This is a genomic window from Flavobacterium difficile (assembly GCF_011392115.1).
Lineage (GTDB): Bacteria > Bacteroidota > Bacteroidia > Flavobacteriales > Flavobacteriaceae > Flavobacterium > Flavobacterium difficile.
On record NZ_JAAJBT010000001.1, the window covers coordinates 65,004 to 83,172 of the forward strand.

The 18,169-nt window shown below is 31.6% G+C and carries 24 protein-coding genes and 1 tRNA gene; 9 read left to right on the forward strand and 16 right to left on the reverse strand.

Annotation, left to right across the window (positions count from 1 at the left end; genetic code table 11):
- Complete coding sequence (locus tag G4D72_RS00225; RefSeq protein WP_166075567.1) at positions 1-1,131, forward strand: hypothetical protein; 1,131 nt, start codon at positions 1-3, stop codon at positions 1,129-1,131.
- A gap of 8 nt (positions 1,132-1,139) precedes the next feature.
- Here the strand turns inward: G4D72_RS00225 and G4D72_RS00230 are convergent, their stop codons facing one another.
- The 3 genes from G4D72_RS00230 to G4D72_RS00240 are packed head-to-tail and all read right to left on the reverse strand — an operon-like array spanning position 1,140 to position 3,158.
- On the reverse strand, positions 1,140-1,796 hold the full coding sequence (locus tag G4D72_RS00230; RefSeq protein ID WP_166075568.1) for an aspartate kinase: 657 nt from the start codon (positions 1,794-1,796) through the stop codon (positions 1,140-1,142).
- Between the two features lie 58 nt (positions 1,797-1,854).
- A complete protein-coding gene (locus G4D72_RS00235; protein ID WP_166075569.1) occupies positions 1,855-2,220 on the reverse strand; it encodes a YraN family protein in 366 nt (121 codons plus the stop codon).
- A 41-nt stretch (positions 2,221-2,261) separates the two neighbouring features.
- Positions 2,262-3,158, reverse strand: a complete 897-nt coding sequence (locus tag G4D72_RS00240; RefSeq protein ID WP_166075570.1) for a S66 peptidase family protein — start codon at positions 3,156-3,158, stop codon at positions 2,262-2,264.
- Between the two features lie 160 nt (positions 3,159-3,318).
- On the opposite strand from G4D72_RS00240, the gene metG reads away from it, so the two are divergent.
- From metG to G4D72_RS00255, 3 genes are read left to right on the forward strand one after another with little or no spacing between them, the layout of a single operon-like run.
- Positions 3,319-5,376 carry a methionine--tRNA ligase gene (metG, locus tag G4D72_RS00245; RefSeq protein WP_166075571.1) on the forward strand — a complete coding sequence of 686 codons (2,058 nt, stop codon included), beginning with the start codon at positions 3,319-3,321 and terminating at the stop codon, positions 5,374-5,376.
- Positions 5,377-5,386: 10 nt separating this feature from the next.
- The gene (locus G4D72_RS00250) at positions 5,387-6,070 is read left to right on the forward strand and encodes an HAD family hydrolase (RefSeq protein ID WP_166075572.1); all 684 of its coding nucleotides are present in this window, start codon (positions 5,387-5,389) and stop codon (positions 6,068-6,070) included.
- Positions 6,071-6,076: 6 nt separating this feature from the next.
- Positions 6,077-6,700: a chloramphenicol acetyltransferase gene (locus tag G4D72_RS00255; RefSeq protein WP_166075573.1), complete on the forward strand. Its 624-nt coding sequence runs from the start codon at positions 6,077-6,079 to the stop codon at positions 6,698-6,700.
- 46 nt (positions 6,701-6,746) lie between these two features.
- On the opposite strand, the gene G4D72_RS00260 is transcribed toward G4D72_RS00255, so the two are convergent.
- The 3 genes from G4D72_RS00260 to G4D72_RS00270 are packed head-to-tail and all read right to left on the reverse strand — an operon-like array spanning position 6,747 to position 7,876.
- Complete coding sequence (locus G4D72_RS00260) at positions 6,747-7,181, reverse strand: HRDC domain-containing protein (RefSeq protein WP_166075574.1); 435 nt, start codon at positions 7,179-7,181, stop codon at positions 6,747-6,749.
- A gap of 7 nt (positions 7,182-7,188) precedes the next feature.
- Positions 7,189-7,512 carry a single-stranded DNA-binding protein gene (locus tag G4D72_RS00265; RefSeq protein WP_166075575.1) on the reverse strand — a complete coding sequence of 108 codons (324 nt, stop codon included), beginning with the start codon at positions 7,510-7,512 and terminating at the stop codon, positions 7,189-7,191.
- 37 nt (positions 7,513-7,549) lie between these two features.
- Positions 7,550-7,876 carry a single-stranded DNA-binding protein gene (locus G4D72_RS00270; protein ID WP_166075576.1) on the reverse strand — a complete coding sequence of 109 codons (327 nt, stop codon included), beginning with the start codon at positions 7,874-7,876 and terminating at the stop codon, positions 7,550-7,552.
- A gap of 285 nt (positions 7,877-8,161) precedes the next feature.
- Here G4D72_RS00270 and G4D72_RS00275 point away from each other — a divergent pair, with 285 nt between their 5' ends.
- The 3 genes from G4D72_RS00275 to G4D72_RS00285 are packed head-to-tail and all read left to right on the forward strand — an operon-like array spanning position 8,162 to position 9,849.
- Positions 8,162-8,656 carry a DUF6265 family protein gene (locus G4D72_RS00275; protein ID WP_166075577.1) on the forward strand — a complete coding sequence of 165 codons (495 nt, stop codon included), beginning with the start codon at positions 8,162-8,164 and terminating at the stop codon, positions 8,654-8,656.
- Positions 8,657-8,673: 17 nt separating this feature from the next.
- Positions 8,674-9,021: a hypothetical protein gene (locus G4D72_RS00280; RefSeq protein WP_166075578.1), complete on the forward strand. Its 348-nt coding sequence runs from the start codon at positions 8,674-8,676 to the stop codon at positions 9,019-9,021.
- Positions 9,022-9,849 (forward strand): Rossmann-fold NAD(P)-binding domain-containing protein, encoded by an 828-nt coding sequence (locus tag G4D72_RS00285; protein ID WP_166075579.1) that lies wholly within the window; start codon positions 9,022-9,024, stop codon positions 9,847-9,849. It begins immediately after the preceding gene.
- Positions 9,850-9,893: 44 nt separating this feature from the next.
- Here the strand turns inward: G4D72_RS00285 and accC are convergent, their stop codons facing one another.
- The 6 genes from accC to pdxA form a co-directional block, all read right to left on the reverse strand.
- Entirely contained in the window at positions 9,894-11,246 is a 1,353-nt protein-coding gene (accC, locus tag G4D72_RS00290) for an acetyl-CoA carboxylase biotin carboxylase subunit (protein ID WP_166075580.1), read from the reverse strand.
- Between the two features lie 112 nt (positions 11,247-11,358).
- Positions 11,359-11,850, reverse strand: coding sequence for an acetyl-CoA carboxylase biotin carboxyl carrier protein (accB, locus tag G4D72_RS00295; RefSeq protein WP_166075581.1), 492 nt, complete (start codon positions 11,848-11,850; stop codon positions 11,359-11,361).
- Between the two features lie 32 nt (positions 11,851-11,882).
- Entirely contained in the window at positions 11,883-12,872 is a 990-nt protein-coding gene (locus tag G4D72_RS00300) for a beta-ketoacyl-ACP synthase III (RefSeq protein WP_166075582.1), read from the reverse strand.
- Between the two features lie 149 nt (positions 12,873-13,021).
- Positions 13,022-13,216, reverse strand: a complete 195-nt coding sequence (gene rpmF / locus G4D72_RS00305; RefSeq protein ID WP_166075583.1) for a 50S ribosomal protein L32 — start codon at positions 13,214-13,216, stop codon at positions 13,022-13,024.
- A 6-nt stretch (positions 13,217-13,222) separates the two neighbouring features.
- The gene (locus tag G4D72_RS00310; protein ID WP_166075584.1) at positions 13,223-13,762 is read right to left on the reverse strand and encodes a YceD family protein; all 540 of its coding nucleotides are present in this window, start codon (positions 13,760-13,762) and stop codon (positions 13,223-13,225) included.
- 84 nt (positions 13,763-13,846) lie between these two features.
- The gene (gene pdxA, locus G4D72_RS00315; protein ID WP_166075585.1) at positions 13,847-14,896 is read right to left on the reverse strand and encodes a 4-hydroxythreonine-4-phosphate dehydrogenase PdxA; all 1,050 of its coding nucleotides are present in this window, start codon (positions 14,894-14,896) and stop codon (positions 13,847-13,849) included.
- Between the two features lie 46 nt (positions 14,897-14,942).
- Here pdxA and G4D72_RS00320 point away from each other — a divergent pair, with 46 nt between their 5' ends.
- Positions 14,943-15,533: a riboflavin synthase gene (locus G4D72_RS00320; protein ID WP_166075587.1), complete on the forward strand. Its 591-nt coding sequence runs from the start codon at positions 14,943-14,945 to the stop codon at positions 15,531-15,533.
- Between the two features lies 1 nt (position 15,534).
- Here G4D72_RS00320 and G4D72_RS00325 read toward each other — a convergent pair whose 3' ends face one another.
- The 4 genes from G4D72_RS00325 to mce form a co-directional block, all read right to left on the reverse strand.
- Entirely contained in the window at positions 15,535-16,797 is a 1,263-nt protein-coding gene (locus G4D72_RS00325; RefSeq protein WP_166075588.1) for a YCF48-related protein, read from the reverse strand.
- 30 nt (positions 16,798-16,827) lie between these two features.
- Positions 16,828-17,037 (reverse strand): hypothetical protein, encoded by a 210-nt coding sequence (locus G4D72_RS00330; RefSeq protein ID WP_166075589.1) that lies wholly within the window; start codon positions 17,035-17,037, stop codon positions 16,828-16,830.
- Between the two features lie 91 nt (positions 17,038-17,128).
- Positions 17,129-17,202, reverse strand: a tRNA-Ile gene (locus G4D72_RS00335).
- 86 nt (positions 17,203-17,288) lie between these two features.
- Positions 17,289-17,693 carry a methylmalonyl-CoA epimerase gene (gene mce / locus G4D72_RS00340; RefSeq protein WP_166075590.1) on the reverse strand — a complete coding sequence of 135 codons (405 nt, stop codon included), beginning with the start codon at positions 17,691-17,693 and terminating at the stop codon, positions 17,289-17,291.
- A gap of 83 nt (positions 17,694-17,776) precedes the next feature.
- Here mce and rbfA point away from each other — a divergent pair, with 83 nt between their 5' ends.
- Positions 17,777-18,169 carry a 30S ribosome-binding factor RbfA gene (gene rbfA / locus G4D72_RS00345; protein ID WP_166075591.1) on the forward strand — a complete coding sequence of 131 codons (393 nt, stop codon included), beginning with the start codon at positions 17,777-17,779 and terminating at the stop codon, positions 18,167-18,169.

Here is an 18,169-nt window from a genome sequence, read left to right on the forward strand (position 1 = left end):
ATGGTACAACGTAATCTGGCTTTTCTATTGCTTTTTTTTTCAGGTTTTGCCTTTTCAAATGATGTATTAAATGATCCAAATGCTCTTTTGAATGAATTGCTTAAAGAAATTAATGTTGTTAATTCAAAATATGAAGTTTTAATATATCAAAAACATGCTGAATTAGACAAAATTAACTACACGCTACATACTTCTCTGAATACTAAAAAAAAGGTTAATTTACTTATTTCAAAAGACTTGTTGGAAAGTGAAATTAAGCAATTAATTACAGATAACTCAAGTGATATTTCTAAAATTAGATACATTAAAGGTTTACAAATAATTAAAATTTTGTACGAGAAAGTATTAAGTTTGGATCATCATTTTGCTTCAATTCGGACTTTTAGTGAAATAAACAAAATTGCGAATCCAAATCAATATCCAGAATTTGAAAAAATGAAAAATCTGGTTGCTGCAAAAAAAGATAAGAAGTCTGGTTACGATTTAACTTCTGTTTTAGGAACTAATACTATAGTTTCAGTCATCCAAACTTTTACAAACATGTTGAGTTCTTCTTTAACGAAAGAGGAAAAAGAAAAGGAACTTGCTAATATTGAGTGTATTTTAGATTTTACACTTCGCATGCAAAATGATCTGAATACGATTTATTTTGAAACCGCATTTCTTCAAAAAAGTAATGAGAAAATGAAAAGTGAAATCGAAATTCTTTTTAAAGATTATACGAAACCAATTACTTATTTTACCACATTAGAAGCTTGTAGAACCAATGATGATTGGGAGAATGTGACCTCTAAAATGGATGAATATTTATCTAAAATGAAAACCACTACTGGACAAGCACAATATAAAATGCAAGTGAATTTAGAATTTCCTATAGATAGGTTGTTACAATTTATTACTTTGTACAATAATTTTATTGATCAAGGTGGTAAATTCTACGAAAAATTTAAAGTGATTTTAAATAGTTATGAAAACGAAAAACAATGCGATTCTAAACTGCCTCTAGAATATAAAAAACTAAAGACAGATATAGATGTTGCAATTGATAAGTTTAATATTGCATATAAGCCTGTAGAAATTAACGGTACAAAAATGAAAGAAATTCTTTATGGCTTAAATGAGTTTGATTAAAAAAGGTGTTATTTTTTTAAGTCTTTTATGACGCTAAAAGCAATGTCAATTTGATTTTCATTTACAATTATTGTAAATTCATTGCTAGTAGAAATTACTTCGTCTATTGTAATTCCTTCCCAAGCTAACGATTGAAAAATATAGTAGTAAACTCCTGGTACTGAAACATTTTCATGAGGAAGTTTTATGGTAATTGAAGATAAATTTTCGTTTTTGCTTAACAATTTTTCATTTTTCATGCATTCTTCCACAATTGCATTAACTTCCGAACTTACAACAATATTTGTTTCATTAACACCACGTGATGAGGTATAAAATACATTTTTGTTTGTTTTAATTTCAAACATTAATTTGGATTGATTTTCCAATAATGTTTCAGAAATTTCGAAAGTGTAATCGGTAAGGGACGATCGAACTGTAATTTCCCCTAAATTCTGAAGTACTTTAGCAACTCTATTGCTAATTTTAAAGTCTAACTCTTCTGAAATTCTTTTTAAGGCCATAACCACTGCGCCTTGCTTGATATCTTTGCCAAGATGCATTTCAATTTCAGGCATGATAATTCTTGCTAAAGAAGTTAAATTTATAATTCCTTCAGATAAAGAACTTAATAAAAATGGTTTTGTTTTTAAGTATTTTTCTACAACGGATGCTACAGTTTTCATATATTTTCAGTGTGTGTGTGTTAGCTACAAATATATAAACAAATTGTTATAATTTAAACTAATTGTCAAAATAATAAAAAGCTTCTTCTAAATGTTCTATTTCAGATTCTTTTCCTTTAACTTGAATGGCAATAATATCAAATCGAACATCTAAATCTAAATCGTTTGCGAGCACATATTCATTTATGGCTTTCACTAATAGCTTTATTTTTTTTGGTTTTACGAAATCCTGTGGCGAACCAAAAGTGATACTGCTTCTTGTTTTCACTTCAACAACCGCTAAAATATTATCTTTTTGCGCGATAATATCTACTTCCGCTTTCTGAAAAACCCAATTTGTTTCTAAAATATCATATCCTTTTTTTGTAAGAAAATCAACAGCTAATTCCTCGCCAATTTTTCCTAATTCGTTGTGTGCTGCCATGATTTCAAATTTGAATTATCGATGTGTCGATGTGTCAATACCTATTCAAAAGTTAATTTGATTTCAGATTCATTGACTTCAAAATAAACTTGGCTTCCTAAAACTAAAGTTCTGTTGTCTTTTTGATGTCCGGCACAAAATTCGAAAGCAATTGGAATGTTTAAATCTTTAGCAATTTCAGTAATTAATTGTACTTCATTTTGACCAAAAGGAATTTCATTATCGTGCATGTCTCGCATACTTCCTACAATAATTCCTTTAACATTTTTAAAATAATCATTACGTTTCATATTTTGTAGCATGCGATCTACGTGATATAAATATTCATCTAAATCTTCAATGAAAAGTATTTTATCTTTTGTATCAATAGAAGATTTTGAACCTAATAAACTGTAAATGATTGATAGATTCCCTCCAACTAATTCGCCTTGAGCCATTCCTTTTTTATCATACGATTTGGAAGGAATAGTGTAAGAATTTTTAATTCCGAAAAGAGCATTTTTAAAAGTTTGTTTTACTTCTTCTGGAGCTTTTGGCACAGTAAAAGGCATAATAGAATGTAAAGTCGCCACGTTCAAAGTATTGATATGACTATGTAAAACGGTGACATCACTAAATCCCATTACCCATTTTGGCTGTTTTTTAAATTTCGAGAAATCTATCAAATCTATAATTCGAACGGTTCCGTAACCACCACGTGCACACCAAATCGCTTTAATATTATCATTGTCTAATTGCTCCTGAAAATCTGCCGCACGTTCGGCGTCTGATCCGCCGAGTTGACAACTGTCTAAACCAATTGTTTTTCCTAATTTGACTTTTAAACCCCATGATTCTAGTAAATCAATAGCGGGTTTAGCATCTTCTGGAAAAAATTTACGAGCAGTACAAACTATAGCAACGGTGTCGCCTTTTTTTAAATAAGGAGGAATTTTCATTTTATTTTGTGAATATGAAATTAGTGATAAGAAAAGTACTAGTGAATATTTAAACATTAAGTTTTTTATTAAAAAATCTTGAATTCAAAAATAAACAAAATCAAAATAAATTCGCCTATTAGTCCGTAAAAACTTATTTTTGCAATAAATATTATTTCAAATGTTACAAGATCCAAAAAGATATACCATCACAGCGGCTTTGCCATATACAAACGGTCCAATTCACATTGGTCATTTAGCAGGTGTTTATGTTCCTTCAGATATTTATGCAAGATATTTGCGTTTGCAAGGGAAAGATGTGGCATTCATTTGCGGAAGTGACGAACATGGTGTGGCGATTTCAATGAAAGCTAAAAAAGAAGGCATCACACCTCAAGAAGTGATTGATAAATATGATGGAATTATCCGAAAATCGTTTATTGATTTCGGAATTTCGTTTGATAATTATTCGCGAACTTCTTCTGAAATTCATCATAAAACGGCTTCTGAATTTTTTAGAAAATTATACGATAATGGAGATTTCATTGAAGAAACTACAGAACAACTATATGATGCCAAAGCCGATCAGTTTTTAGCTGATCGTTTCGTAACTGGAACGTGTCCTAAATGTGCGAACGAAGAAGCGTATGGCGACCAATGTGAGAAATGTGGTTCGACTTTAAATGCAACGGATTTAATTAATCCGAAAAGTACAATAACTGGAGAAACTCCGATTTTAAAAGCTACAAAACATTGGTTTTTACCTTTAAATAGGTACGAATCTTTCTTAAGAGAGTGGATTTTAGAAGGTCATAAAAACGATTGGAAACCTAACGTGTACGGACAAGTAAAGTCATGGGTTGATGGCGGTTTAGAACCAAGAGCCGTTACACGTGATTTAGATTGGGGAATTGATGTTCCCGTAGAAGGTGCCGAAGGAAAAAAATTATACGTTTGGTTTGATGCTCCAATTGGATACATTTCATCAACTAAAGAATGGGCGGCCAAACAAGGAAAAGATTGGGAACCGTATTGGAAAGATGAAAACACAAAATTGGTTCACTTTATCGGAAAAGACAATATTGTATTCCATTGTATCATTTTTCCTGCGATGTTAAAAGCCGAAGGAAGTTATATTTTACCAGATAATGTGCCCGCTAATGAATTCCTAAATTTAGAAGGAAACAAACTTTCAACTTCTAAAAATTGGGCGGTTTGGTTACACGAATATTTACAAGATTTCCCTGAAAAACAAGATGCATTGCGTTATGCATTAACCGCGAATGCGCCAGAAACAAAAGATAACGATTTCACTTGGAAAGATTTTCAAGCCAGAAATAATAATGAATTAGCTGCTATATTCGGAAATTTCATTAACCGTGTTGTCGTTTTAACGAATAAATATTACGACGGAATTGTACCAACTCCAAACGAATTTTCTGAAGTAGACATACAAACATTAGCGGAGTTAAAAGCTTATCCAGCAGTAATTGCAAGTTCTATTGAAAGATATAGATTCAGAGAAGCTTTAGGAGAATTGATGAATGTAGCGCGTTTAGGAAACAAATATTTAGCGGATGAAGAACCATGGAAAATGGTTAAAGAAAATCCAGAACGTGTAAAAACTCAAATGTATGTGGCGCTACAAATAGCTACAGCTTTACAAATTTTATGCGAACCTTTTTTACCTTTCACTTCTGAAAAATTAGGTAAGATTTTACAGAGTACTATTTCATCTTGGAATGATGTTTCCTCTAAATCTGATTTATTGGAACCAAATCATAAAATAGGTCAAGCTGAAATATTATTCGCTCAAATTGAAGATGTAGAAATTCAAAAACAAATTGACAAATTGGAAGCTACAAAAACAGCCAATCAAATAGAAAACGCAACGGTAACCCCGCAAAAAGAAACAGCCTCTTTTGAAGATTTCGCAAAAATTGATTTACGAATTGGAACGATTATCGAAGCAGAGAAAATGCCAAAAGCCAACAAATTATTGGTTTTAAAAGTCGATACTGGAATTGATGTAAGAACAATCGTTTCCGGAATTGCAGAACATTTTACACCTGAAGAAGTTATTGGGAAAAAAGTTACGGTTTTAGTCAACTTAGCACCAAGAGCTTTGCGCGGTGTAGAAAGCGAAGGCATGCTTTTACTAACGAATACACCAGAAGGAAAATTAGTTTTCGTTAATCCAGATACGGATGGTGTGAGTAATGGAGCTGTAATTGCATAAGACCAATATCATGACACAAAAAATAATCGCATTTGATGCTGACGATACGCTTTGGCACAACGAACCTTATTTTGATGAAGCGCAAGCAAAATTTTGCGAATTGTTTCAGGATTTTGCGTCGAAACAAGAAATTTTACAGTTGATTTTAAATCACCAAGTTAAGAATTTGCCTTTGTATGGTTTTGGAATTAAAGCCTTTACACTTTCTATGATTGAAGCAGCATTAGAGTTGACTAACCATCAAATCAATGGAGCAGTAATTGAAAAAATTATATCAATTGGTAAAGAATTATTGGAAAAACCAGTTGAGTTAATGCCTAATGTTACAGCTGTTTTAGAACAATTAAAAGGTAAATACAAATTAGTGGTAGCCACAAAAGGCGATTTAAAAGACCAACACAGAAAATTACACGATTCAGGTTTGGGTCATTATTTTCATCATATTGAAGTGATGAGTGATAAAACGGAAATAGATTACACCAAAATGCTAAAGCGTTTAGAATGTGATCCAAAAGATTTTGTAATGATTGGAAATTCGTTAAAATCTGATGTTTTACCTGTTTTAAACATAGGTGGAACTGGAATTCACATACCTTATCATACTACTTGGGAATATGAAAAAATTGATTTCGAAATTCAACACGATAATTTTAAAGCGATTGCTGATTTAAATGAGATTTTTCAAATATTATAACTAAAAATGAAAAAAGAATTAGATGTATCAACTTGGAATAGAAGAGAACACTTTGAGTTTTTTAGTAAATTTGAAGAACCTTTTTTTGGGACTACCATTCAGTTGGATTGTACAAAAGCTTATGCTAAATCTAAAGAATTAGGAGTTAGTTTTTTCGCTTATTACCTGCATAAAACATTAGTAGCGGTGAATACTATAGAGAATTTTAGATATAGAATTCATGATGGAAAAGTATTTATTTACGACACCATAAATGTTTCATCAACAATATTAAGAGAAGACAAAACCTTTGGTTTTTCAGAAATTGAATACCATGAAAACCTAAATACATTTATTGAAAATTATAATACTGAGGCCACTCGAGTAAAAAATACACCAGGTCTTTTCACTAGAGATTACAATGAAAATATCGTGCACTTTTCGGCTTTACCTTGGATCAATTTTACTTCAATTTCACATTCTAGAAGTTTTACATTTCCAGATAGTTGTCCAAAATTTTCATTTGGAAAAATGATTACAGAAAACGACAAAAAATTCATGTCTATGTCTGTGCACGTGCATCATGGTTTAGTTGACGGCTATCATCTAGGCCTGTTTTTTGAAGAATTTCAACGCTTGATGAACTTATAAAACAAGTAGAGCAACAAAACAGTTACTCTACTTGTTTAGTTATAAGTTAGACGGCATTTAAAATGGCTAAAATATCATCTCCAAATTTTTCAGCTTTTTGCGGACCGAAACCTTTAATTTGTTTTAATTCGTCGAGGTTACTTGGCTTGAATCTTGCTAAGTCAATCAGTTCTGAATTATGACAAATCATATAGTTTTTTTGCTGTAATTTTTCTGCTTTAGTCGTTCTCCATTCCTTTAAGTACAGATAAACTTGTTGGTCTTTTGTGCTTAAATCTTCAAACGATATACGTTCCAAACTCACTGGATTTGTTATCTCATTGTCATCATAATGTACTAATAAGGACCAATAATTTCCTTTTTCAACAAATTGTGTACTAGATTTTTTAAATGTTACAGTTGTTAAAAATTCATTCAATACCATTTGATCTTTTTCCAACATATCTGCTTCTAATCCGATAGAAAACACTTTAACCTTCATAGTATAGCTACTTGCTTAATAATAAAATTTCATTCGCAATGACTTCAGTGATATAACGTTTATTTCCGTCTTTATCATCGTAACTTCTATGCGTTAATTTTCCTTCAATGGCAATTTCTTTACCTTTAGTAACATATTTTTCAATTAATTCCGCTAATTTTCCCCAAGCCGTTACTTTGTGCCATTCGGTTTTTTCAACTTTATCTCCATTTTCTTTGTAATATGTATCGTTTGTGGCAATGGAAATATTGGCAACTTTTTTTCCTGCTTCTAAATTTTTAATTTCTGGTTCTTGACCAACGTGTCCAATTAATTGTACTGAATTTTTCATAATGGCGTGTAATTTTAAATTTGGTTTATATATAATATTATTTATTTCCTTTTAATAAAAGAATTTCGGAAACGATAATTTCAGAAACATAACGTTTAATTCCGTCTTTATCTTCATAGTTTCTATGTGTTAATTTTCCTTCAACGGCAATTTCTTTTCCTTTGGTTACATATTTTTCAATAATATCGGCAGTTTTTCCCCAAGCTGAGATTCTGTGCCATTCAGTTTGCTCCACTTTCTCACCTTTTGCATTGGTGTAATTTTCATGGGTTGCAATAGATAAATTCGCTACTTTACCGTTTTCTAAATTTTTGATTTCTGGGTCTTGCCCAACATGTCCGATTAATTGTACTCTGTTTTTCATAATGGCGTGTAAAATTTTAAAGGTTATACTTAATTATAATTTTTTAAAAACACAGATTTAGTGAATTTGCATGATCTAAAAATGTATTGTTTATTTTTTTTACGAACTGAAATATGTTGTAATCATTTAACTTAGAATTAAAAGTGTTTCATTTCGACAGTGCAAAGATGTGATGTGTGCTAATTATTATTCGGTAGTTATTCATTTACTATCGATTGTAAATGTTTGTTGTCGTTTGTAATTATAAAATAAAGTTTATATTTACTTGAAATTAAACATACTATTATGAAAACTAACACGATCAAAAAAATCATATTACTTTTTGTGGTTTTTATAACTTCAATAGGTTTTTCTCAAAATACGTTGCAATACAATGACGAAAAAGGTTCACCAAATGCAACTTTAGAAGATGTAAAATGGTTGGCTGGTAATTGGAAAGGCACTTCTCCTTTCGGAATTTGTCAAGAAAATTGGGACGAACCCAGTGGTAAAACGATGATGTTTAGCTTCAAAATGATAAGTGACAACAAAGTTTCTTTTTATGAATTTGGTCAAATCATCGAAAAAGATAAAACGATTCAATTGCAAATAAGACATTTTAGCGGCGACTTAAAACCGTGGGAAAGTGAAAAACCAGAAATTTTTCGTTTCATAAAAATAGAAGATAATAAATTATATTTTGACGGAATTACTTATGAGAAAATTGGAGATAAAATATTAAATGTTTATGTCTATTTTGAAGAAAGCAAAGAAGAAATAAAATTTAGTTTTACAAAATAAATAATAACTTAAAAGCCATGAAAAACTGTTTAGAATGCCACGAAAAAATTGTTGGAAGAGAAGATAAAAAATTTTGTAGTGACGGATGTCGAAATGCCTACAATAATAAGATGAATAAAGACCATACCAATTTAATGCGCAACATCAACAACAAACTAAGAAAAAATTACAGGGTTTTAAACGAATTAAATCCAGAAGGAAAAACAAAAACCACTAAAAATAAGTTAATTAGTAAAGGTTTTGATTTTGAATTTATGACTTCCTTCTACACTACAAAAACTGGAAATAATTATCGTTTTGTTTACGATCAAGGTTATTTGGCAGTGGAAAATGAAGGATATGTGTTGGTGAAAAAAGAAATTTAAATGAAAATAAGTATATTAGGTTGTGGCTGGTTAGGATTTCCTTTGGCTCAAAAATTTATTGATACAGGTTACAAAGTCAAAGGTTCTACGACTTCTGAGAATAAATTAGAACTTTTAAAATCTCATAAAATTGAACCTTATTTAATAGCACTTTCCGAAGATAAAATCACAGGAAATATAACTGAATTTTTAAACGATTCTGAAATATTAGTTATTGATATTCCGCCTGGTTTAAGGAAAGTTACAACAACGAGTTCAGAAAAAACATTTGTAAATAAAATTAAAACATTACTTCCATTTATTGAGAATTCAACTATTGAAAAGGTAATTTTTATTAGTTCGACTTCTGTTTATGGTGATACTGATTCGATTCCAACTATTACAGAACTTAGCGATTTACAACCGGATACAGAAAGTGGTAAACAATTAGTGGAAGTTGAACATTTACTTAAGGCCAATTTATGTTTTCAAACCGTTATTATTCGTTTTGGAGGTTTAATAGGAGAAGATCGCAATCCAATTTTTATGTTAGCTGGAAAATCTAATATTTCCAATCCAGATGCTCCAATAAATTTAATTCATCAATTTGATTGTATAAATATTATTGGTGAGATAGTAAAAAAGAGTAAGTTAGAAAATTTATTTAACGAGACATTTAATGCTGTTTTTCCTTACCATCCAACAAGGAAAGAATACTATACAAAATTAGCCTTAGCTAATAACTTAACTGTGCCAATTTTTACAGTGCAACAAAAACCGTTGGGTAAAATTATTTCTTCAGCTAAATTACAACAGGTTTTACCTTATACTTTCAAAACTTCAATATGATTTTTAAAAAAAAGAGTTGGTACTTTTTGTACCAACTCTTTTTTTTAATCTTCTTTCTTAGTATCCATTACCCAAGTGTCCATAAAGGCAGTGGTGTAATTTCCAGCAACATAATCCGGATGATCCATCAATTGTCTGTGGAATGGAATAGTTGTTTTGATTCCTTCAATATAAAATTCATCTAAAGCGCGTTTCATTTTATTGATAGCTTCTTGTCTAGTTTGCGCAGTTGTGATCAACTTAGCAATCATTGAATCATAATTTGGCGGAATAGTATAACCAGCATAAACGTGAGTGTCTAAACGAACTCCGTGTCCACCTGGCGAATGTAATACTGTAATTTTTCCTGGTGAAGGTCTGAAGTCATTGTAAGGATCTTCAGCGTTAATACGACATTCTATAGAGTGTAATTGAGGTAAATAGTTTTTTCCTGAAATTGGAATTCCTGCAGCAACCATAATTTGCTCACGAATTAAATCGTAATCGATAACTTGTTCAGTAATTGGGTGTTCTACTTGAATACGAGTATTCATTTCCATGAAGTAGAAATTTCTATGTTTGTCTACTAAAAATTCTACAGTTCCTGCTCCTTCATATTTGATGAATTCGGCTGCTTTTACAGCTGCTTCTCCCATTTTATCTCGTAATTCGTCTGTCATAAAAGGAGAAGGTGTTTCTTCAGTTAACTTTTGATGACGTCTTTGAACAGAACAATCTCTTTCAGAAAGGTGACAAGCTTTACCAAATGAATCTCCAACTACTTGAATTTCAATATGTCTTGGTTCTTCGATAAGTTTTTCCATGTACATACCGTCATTTCCAAAAGCAGCAGCAGATTCCTGACGAGCGCTTTCCCAAGCTTTTAATAAGTCTTCTGGTTTCCAAACGGCACGCATTCCTTTTCCACCTCCACCGGCTGTAGCTTTAAGCATAACAGGGTAGCCAATTTCAAGGGCTAGTTTTTCACAAGCTTCAAAATTTTCAATCAAACCATCAGAACCTGGTACACAAGGAACTCCTGCAGCTTTCATTGTAGCTTTTGCAGTAGCTTTATCTCCCATTCTGTCAATCATTTCAGGTGAGGCACCAATAAATTTGATATTGTGTTCTTGACAGATTTTTGAAAATTTAGCATTTTCAGATAAGAAACCGTATCCTGGATGAATGGCGTCAGCGTTTGTGATTTCAGCTGCAGCAATAATATTTGACATTTTCAAGTAAGATAAATTACTTGGAGGCGGTCCGATACATACTGCTTCGTCAGCAAATTTTACGTGTAAACTTTCTGCATCAGCAGTAGAATAAACAGCAACTGTTTTAATTCCCATTTCTCTACATGTACGAATAACACGTAGAGCGATTTCACCTCTATTGGCAATTAATATTTTTTTAAACATATTTTTTTAATTAGATAATTAGACAACCCCGAATTGTCGGGAAAAGTTGTGTCAATTAGACTATTAATGAAGGCAGAAAACTTCTAACCTCTAATTTCTAACTTCTAACTTTTTATGATGGATCAACTAAAAATAAAGGTTGATCAAATTCAACAGGAGAAGAATCATCAACTAAAACTTTTACAATTTTACCTGAAATTTCTGATTCAATTTCGTTGAATAATTTCATAGCCTCAACTACACAAACTACATCACCTTTATTGATTGTACTTCCAACTTCAACAAACATTGGTTTGTCTGGTGCTGGTTTTCTGTATAAAGTACCAATCATTGGCGATTTAATTGTAATGTATTTAGAATTGTCTTCTGTCGCTGCTGTGTCAGCTGCTGGTGCTGCAACTGGCGCAATCGCAACTGGCGCAGCTACTGGTGCGGCTTGAATGGCTTGTTGTATTGGTGCTTGTTGCACATAAGTAACATCTGGAGTATTGCCTTCTAAAGTTGTTCTAATTGTAATTTTTACGTCACCAGTTTCTAATTTTACTTCTGCTACACCAGTATTAGATACAAATTTGATTAGGTTTTGAATTTCTTTTAAATCCATAATTAAGTGGTTTTAGTTATAGTATGTTATTGTTAATAGGCCCATTTTAAATAGATAGATCCCCATGTGAATCCTCCACCAAATGCGGCAAAAATTAAATTATCTCCTTTTTTAAATTTATTTTCGAAGTCGGCTAAAAGCAGGGGTAAAGTGGCAGAAGTTGTATTTCCATATTTATGAATGTTTACTAAAACTTTAGACTCATCTACATTCATTCTACTAGCCGTTGCATCAATAATTCGTTTGTTGGCTTGATGTGCTACTAGCCAATTTACATCTTCGTGCGATAAATTATTGCGTTCCATTATTTTTTCACTAACATCAGCCATTCCTGATACCGCATGTTTGAAAACGGTTTTTCCATCCTGAAATACGTAATGTTGTTTGTTTTTAATGGTTTCTTCAGATGGAGGCATAATAGATCCACCTGCTTCAATTTTTAAAAACTCTCTACCAATTCCGTCAGATCTTAGAATTTCATCTTGTAATCCTAAACCTTCGTAGTTAGGTTCAAACAGCGCACATCCTGCACCATCTCCAAAGATAATACATGTTGCACGGTCAGTGTAATCTATAATAGAAGACATTTTATCTGCTCCAATTAGTAATACTTTTTTATATTTTCCAGATTGAATAAAAGCAGAGGCTGTAGACATGCCGAAAAGAAAACTTGAACAAGCTGCTTGTAAATCGTAAGCGAAAGCATTTGTTGCACCAATTTGTGTAGCTACATAAACACCAGTTGCTGCCACAGGCATATCAGGAGTTGTAGTTGCCATGATAATTAAATCTATTTCTTTAGGATCAAGTTTTGCTTTTTCTAAGAGATTTTGAGCGGCTTTGATGGCAAGGAATGAGGTTCCTTCTCCGTCTTCTTTTAAAAGCCTTCTTTCTTTTATTCCGGTTCTAGATGTTATCCATTCGTCATTAGTATCAACTAAAGTTTCTAAAACTTGATTTGATAATACGTATTCTGGTACATACGAGCCAATTGCAGTAATTGCGGCAGTAATTTTATTCATAAATAAATAATTTTCTTTGCAAATTTATGTGCGTAAAGAGGCGAAAATTACGAAATATTTCGGAATTTTCTAAAAATACTATTATATAATTTTACTTAAAATAAAAAAACTCTCACGTGAGTGAGAGTTTCTCAATTATTTTGATGTAATTATAACATTGCTTCAGTCTTGTCGATAACAACTTGACCTCTGTAATACATTTTACCTTCATGCCAGTAAGCTCTATGGTATAAGTGAGCTTCACCAGTTACTACGCAAGTTGCAATTTGTTGTGCAGATGCTTTGTAGTGTGTTCTTCTTTTGTCTCTTCTAGTCGATGACTGTCTACGTTTAGGATGTGCCATTTTACTCTATTTTTTATCCGTTAATAGTTTCTTTAAACCGTCCCATCTTGGGTCTATTTCTTTAATTTCTTCTTTTTTTGTTTCAGCTGGAGAAAATTTTTCCAAATTTCGCAATGCTTCTGTTTGTAATGTTCCGTCTTTTATGCCGGTATGAATTCTTTTAGTTGGAACAGACAATACAATCATTTCATAAATATATTGGGCAACATCTACTTGAAACTCATCATGGGGTAAAATGATAAATTCATCGTGCTCATCATTGAATTCATCACCAAATCTAACAATCAACTTCATTTTTCCCTTGACAGGTAAATCAAAATCTTCATTGGTTAAATCACAAGGTACGTTAACTGTTCCTTTATGTGAAAAGCTCAATAAAAGCATGTTGCTTTTTTTCTCTAATATGGTCTTCACTTTGATGTCAGAATCGTTAAATTCATCATATCCAAAATGAGCAAAGAACGTATTGTTTACTTGAAACTCAAACTGGTGTTTACCCAGTTTTAATCCTGAAAATGGGATTAAAAAATCTTTTAATTTTTCCATACTATCAGTTTTCCCCTTTTTATAAGGGTGTGCAAAGATACAAAAATATTGTAATTACAATACTTTTCTTTGCTTTTTTTTAAATTAAACTTTTCCTGAGGCTTTTTTCAAAGGATTGCTGGTTAGTTCTTTATATTCGATCCTGTTTTTATAGATATCAATCGCACTATAAACCGCTTCTCTAAACGAACTTTCATTCGCTTTATTTTTTCCTGTAATGTCAAAACCTGTGCCGTGATCTGGCGAGGTTCTTACCTTGTTTAAACCTGCTGTAAAATTTACACCTTCACCAAAAGAAAGTGTTTTAAAAGGAATTAATCCTTGATCGTGATACATGGCTACAACAGCATCAAAATTTTTATACTGGTTCGAGCCAAAAAAACTATCCGCTGAAAACGGACCAAAAACTTGGATGCCACTTTTAAAAATTTTCTCTAAACTTGGTTTCACAATTTCATCGTCTTCTTTTCCAATTACGCCATTATCACCACTATGAGGATTAAGTCCTAAAACTGCAATTTTAGGTTTGTTAATTTTAAAGTCTGCTTTCAAGCTGTTGTTGATGGTTGTTATTTTTTTCTCAATTAATTTCGAATTGATATGTTTTGATAATTCTGCAATAGGCACATGATCTGTTATTAAACCTACTTTTATGTCTTCATGAATCATAAGCATTAAAGCGTCTCCATCTAATTGTTCATTTAAAAAATCGGTATGACCTGCGAATTTATAATCTTCAGCTTGAATGTTATATTTGTTTATTGGTGCGGTAACTAATACGTCAACTTGATTGTTTTTCAAAGCATTTGTTGCTGCTTGAAATGATTTAATGGCGTATTTTCCAATTTCTTCATCTAACTTTCCACTTTCTAAATTCACACCTTCTCGCCATACATTTAGCACGTTTATTTTTCCGACTACAATTTGATCTATTTTATCAATTCCTTGTATGAAAGCATTTAAATGGTACGATTTTTTTAAAAACGAAACAATTTTAGCATTAGCAAAAATAACCGGCGTACATATTTCTAACATTCTGGTGTCTTCAAATGTTTTTAATATTACTTCTGGTCCAATGCCGTTCATGTCACCAATAGAAACACCAACAATTATATTTTCTGAATGTTTTACCATTTTTATTTCTTATTTTTGATGCAAATTTATAAAAATAAACCGTCATATGTTTACAGGTATCATAGAAACTCTTGGAATAATTTCAGATATTAAAAAAGATCAGGAAAATGTACACTTAACAATTCAAACAAATATTACAAATGAGTTGAAAATCGACCAGAGTGTAGCGCATAATGGTGTGTGTTTAACGGTTGTAGATTTATTTGACAACAAACATGTTGTTACTGCAATAAAAGAAACAATTGATAAAACAACTTTAGGATCGTGGGAAATAGGTGACAAGGTTAATATTGAAAGAGCTATGAAATTGGGCGACAGATTAGATGGGCATATTGTGCAAGGTCATGTAGATCAAACGGCAGTTTGTTCGAGTATTATTGATAAAGAGGGTAGTTGGGAGTATACTTTCGAATACGATTCTTCTTTAAATAATATCACCATTGAAAAAGGTTCAATTACAGTAAATGGTACAAGTTTAACAGTTGTAAATTCTAAAAAAGACAGTTTTAGTGTGGCAATTATCCCATATACATACGAAAACACTATTTTTCATACTTTTGAAATAGGTACAAAAGTGAATTTAGAATTTGATGTTGTAGGAAAATATATTGCCAAAATGTACGAACTTCAGAAATAAATTATTTTTTTATAATTTTTGAAGATTGTCTTCCGGTATTGTTGTGAAAATCGATAAAATAAGTTCCTGATGGATAAGGAAAGTCGAAAGTGTATTTTTTGACTCCAACAAAATTGATATCGTCCTTAATTAGTTTTTTAACTAATTTTCCATTGTTATCGTACAAATCAATTAAAAGATGATCTTCGGCTAAAAAGTCTATTTCTATATTTAATTTGTCGGATAAAGGATTGGGTGAAACTTTGATGTTTAAGTTGATTCGATCTTGCTCTTCAAAACTCGTATTTGATAGAGTAGAACTCATTTTGTATATTGTTGTACCACTGGCGTAGGCTGTATTTCCAACAAAAAATAATCTATTTAAATTGCTACCAACTCCGGTGTTTGTCCAGGTTAAACCGCCATTAAAAGTTTCATAAAAACCAGTTGTGTGTCCGCCCATCCAACCATGGTTTTCATCTAAAAAGCCAACGGCTTGTACAATGGTTTCTGGAGCATTGGTGAAGGTCCATGTTATTCCTCCATCAGTGCTTTTTGCTAATCTTCCTGGGTTTGGAGCGACAGCTTCAACAGATCCGAAAATTACATTTTGGTTAGAATTTAAGATTTGAATTTTCCAAATATAATCTCCATTTGTTCCAGAGTTTAGTATTGGAGTCCAAGTAATTCCACCGTCAGTAGTTTTTAAGATAACGCCTCCAGTTGCATTGCTTCCAGAAACAAATCCGACATTTTCATTTATAAAATTAATATCTACTAAAGCAGTAGCGTAAGCAGACATGTCGATAAATTGCCATGTATTTCCACTGTCGGTTGATTTAATCACATGAGCTGGCGTAAAATAAGCGCCACATCCATAAACAGTTGAAGTTCCAACACAATCTAAACCGCAAATTGCTACTGGATTTGGAGTGATATTTGTTATTAAGTTCCAGGTGGTACCACCGTCTACAGTTTTGTAAAATTTTTGATTTAAAGTTCCTAAGAAGCCAATATTTTCATCTAAAAATTCGATATTTCTAAAATAATGGGAACTTCCAAGCAAAGTACCTGAGGTTTGTAATGTCCAATTAACACCACCATCTATGGTTTTGTAAACTGCCGAATAGTAGCCGTTAGCTGCCCATCCTAAATTTTCATTTAAGAAAAAAACATCATCAAAACGTTGGTTGTTGCCATTCACTAAAATGGAAGTTAAAGGTTGCCAAGTTTGTGAAAGTGATAAATTTGAAACCAATATAAAGAGTAAAGTGAGCTTTTTCATCATCAAGTATTTTGAAACAAAAAAAAACTCCTAATTAGGAGTTTTCTTGTTATATATTTTTTGAGTAATAAAATATCCAGTTATCAACGCTATAAAAAATAACACTACAACTCCGCTGTCTATAGGTAAACCTGGCGGCGGCGGCGCAGGCGGCGGCGGCGGTGGGCCAGCAGCAAACATTTGCACTGAACTTAAAGCCGTAACTATAAGAAAAAAGATTTGGGCAAAATTATTTTTCATGTTATTTTTGTTTTTTTTAACAATTGATTTTACGAAAATATAAAATAAATTGATAAAAGCAATTAATTTTTACTTTTTTTTTAAAAAAAAGTGGTCCCACCTGGGCTCGAACCAGGGACCACCTGATTATGAGTCAGGTGCTCTAACCAACTGAGCTATAGGACCAGTTTTGAGAGTGCAATATTAAGGCTTATTTGTTTTAGGTGCAAATTTTTTTTAAAAGATATTTTAAAATTAACGATAACTTATTGTTAAATAGGAATTTCTTGACACAGTTCTATTAAGACTCCATTTGTACTTTTTGGATGTAAAAATGCTACCAATTTATTATCTGCTCCTTTTTTTGGAATCTCATTTAGAACTGTAAATCCTTCATTTTTAAGACGTTCTATTTCTGTATGTATGTCTTCAACATCAAAAGCAATATGATGAATCCCTTCTCCTTTTTTCTCTAAAAATTTAGCAATTGGGCTATTTTCGTTAGTAGCTTCTAATAATTCAATTTTATTTGGACCACACATAAAAAAGGAGGTTTTTACACCTTCACTTTCTACTTCTTCTATTTTGTATGCAGGCTGTCCAAAAAGTTTTGAAAATAACGCGTTTGAATTTTCTAAATCGTGAACTGCAATACCAATATGTTCTATTTTTCTCATTTGAATAAATATTAAAGTGCAAAAATAATCATTCAAAAACGTATTTGTGTTTATTTTGTATCTAAAAATTGTATTTTTGCCAAATGGAAACAAACAGACAAAAAAAAATTGGCGCATTATTGCAAACAGATTTAGTAGATATTTTACAAGGTGAGATTAGAAGAAACGCTATTTCTAACCTAATCATTTCTGTTTCAAAAGTAAATGTAACTTCAGATTTATCAATAGCAAAGGTTTATTTAAGTGTATTTCCTTCAGAAAAAGGACCAGAATTGTTAGCTGCCATTAAAACAAATGCACCTTTAATTAAACATGACTTATCTCAAAGAGTGAAATTACAGTTACGCCGTGTGCCTAATTTAATTTTCTTTATTGATGATAGTTTAGATTATATCGAAAAAATTGACAACGCCCTTTCTGGAAAAGAAAATCCAATTGAAAATCCAGATTTATTAGAAAAAAGAAAAAAATCGTAA

Coding starts and splice junctions, on each gene's coding strand:
- metG (WP_166075571.1), top strand. CDS start 3,319: ATGTTACAAGATCCAAAAAGATATACCATCACAGCGGCTTTGCCATAT.
- rpmF (WP_166075583.1), bottom strand. CDS start 13,216: ATGGCACATCCTAAACGTAGACAGTCATCGACTAGAAGAGACAAAAGA.
- G4D72_RS00250 (WP_166075572.1), top strand. CDS start 5,387: ATGACACAAAAAATAATCGCATTTGATGCTGACGATACGCTTTGGCAC.
- G4D72_RS00285 (WP_166075579.1), top strand. CDS start 9,022: ATGAAAATAAGTATATTAGGTTGTGGCTGGTTAGGATTTCCTTTGGCT.
- G4D72_RS00320 (WP_166075587.1), top strand. CDS start 14,943: ATGTTTACAGGTATCATAGAAACTCTTGGAATAATTTCAGATATTAAA.
- accB (WP_166075581.1), bottom strand. CDS start 11,850: ATGGATTTAAAAGAAATTCAAAACCTAATCAAATTTGTATCTAATACT.
- G4D72_RS00230 (WP_166075568.1), bottom strand. CDS start 1,796: ATGAAAACTGTAGCATCCGTTGTAGAAAAATACTTAAAAACAAAACCA.
- mce (WP_166075590.1), bottom strand. CDS start 17,693: ATGAGAAAAATAGAACATATTGGTATTGCAGTTCACGATTTAGAAAAT.
- G4D72_RS00330 (WP_166075589.1), bottom strand. CDS start 17,037: ATGAAAAATAATTTTGCCCAAATCTTTTTTCTTATAGTTACGGCTTTA.
- G4D72_RS00325 (WP_166075588.1), bottom strand. CDS start 16,797: ATGAAAAAGCTCACTTTACTCTTTATATTGGTTTCAAATTTATCACTT.
- G4D72_RS00265 (WP_166075575.1), bottom strand. CDS start 7,512: ATGAAAAATTCAGTACAATTAATTGGACACGTTGGTCAAGAACCAGAA.
- accC (WP_166075580.1), bottom strand. CDS start 11,246: ATGTTTAAAAAAATATTAATTGCCAATAGAGGTGAAATCGCTCTACGT.
- G4D72_RS00240 (WP_166075570.1), bottom strand. CDS start 3,158: ATGAAAATTCCTCCTTATTTAAAAAAAGGCGACACCGTTGCTATAGTT.
- G4D72_RS00255 (WP_166075573.1), top strand. CDS start 6,077: ATGAAAAAAGAATTAGATGTATCAACTTGGAATAGAAGAGAACACTTT.
- G4D72_RS00260 (WP_166075574.1), bottom strand. CDS start 7,181: ATGAAGGTTAAAGTGTTTTCTATCGGATTAGAAGCAGATATGTTGGAA.
- pdxA (WP_166075585.1), bottom strand. CDS start 14,896: ATGGTAAAACATTCAGAAAATATAATTGTTGGTGTTTCTATTGGTGAC.
- G4D72_RS00270 (WP_166075576.1), bottom strand. CDS start 7,876: ATGAAAAACAGAGTACAATTAATCGGACATGTTGGGCAAGACCCAGAA.
- rbfA (WP_166075591.1), top strand. CDS start 17,777: ATGGAAACAAACAGACAAAAAAAAATTGGCGCATTATTGCAAACAGAT.
- G4D72_RS00275 (WP_166075577.1), top strand. CDS start 8,162: ATGAAAACTAACACGATCAAAAAAATCATATTACTTTTTGTGGTTTTT.
- G4D72_RS00280 (WP_166075578.1), top strand. CDS start 8,674: ATGAAAAACTGTTTAGAATGCCACGAAAAAATTGTTGGAAGAGAAGAT.
- G4D72_RS00310 (WP_166075584.1), bottom strand. CDS start 13,762: ATGGAAAAATTAAAAGATTTTTTAATCCCATTTTCAGGATTAAAACTG.
- G4D72_RS00300 (WP_166075582.1), bottom strand. CDS start 12,872: ATGAATAAAATTACTGCCGCAATTACTGCAATTGGCTCGTATGTACCA.
- G4D72_RS00235 (WP_166075569.1), bottom strand. CDS start 2,220: ATGGCAGCACACAACGAATTAGGAAAAATTGGCGAGGAATTAGCTGTT.
- G4D72_RS00225 (WP_166075567.1), top strand. CDS start 1: ATGGTACAACGTAATCTGGCTTTTCTATTGCTTTTTTTTTCAGGTTTT.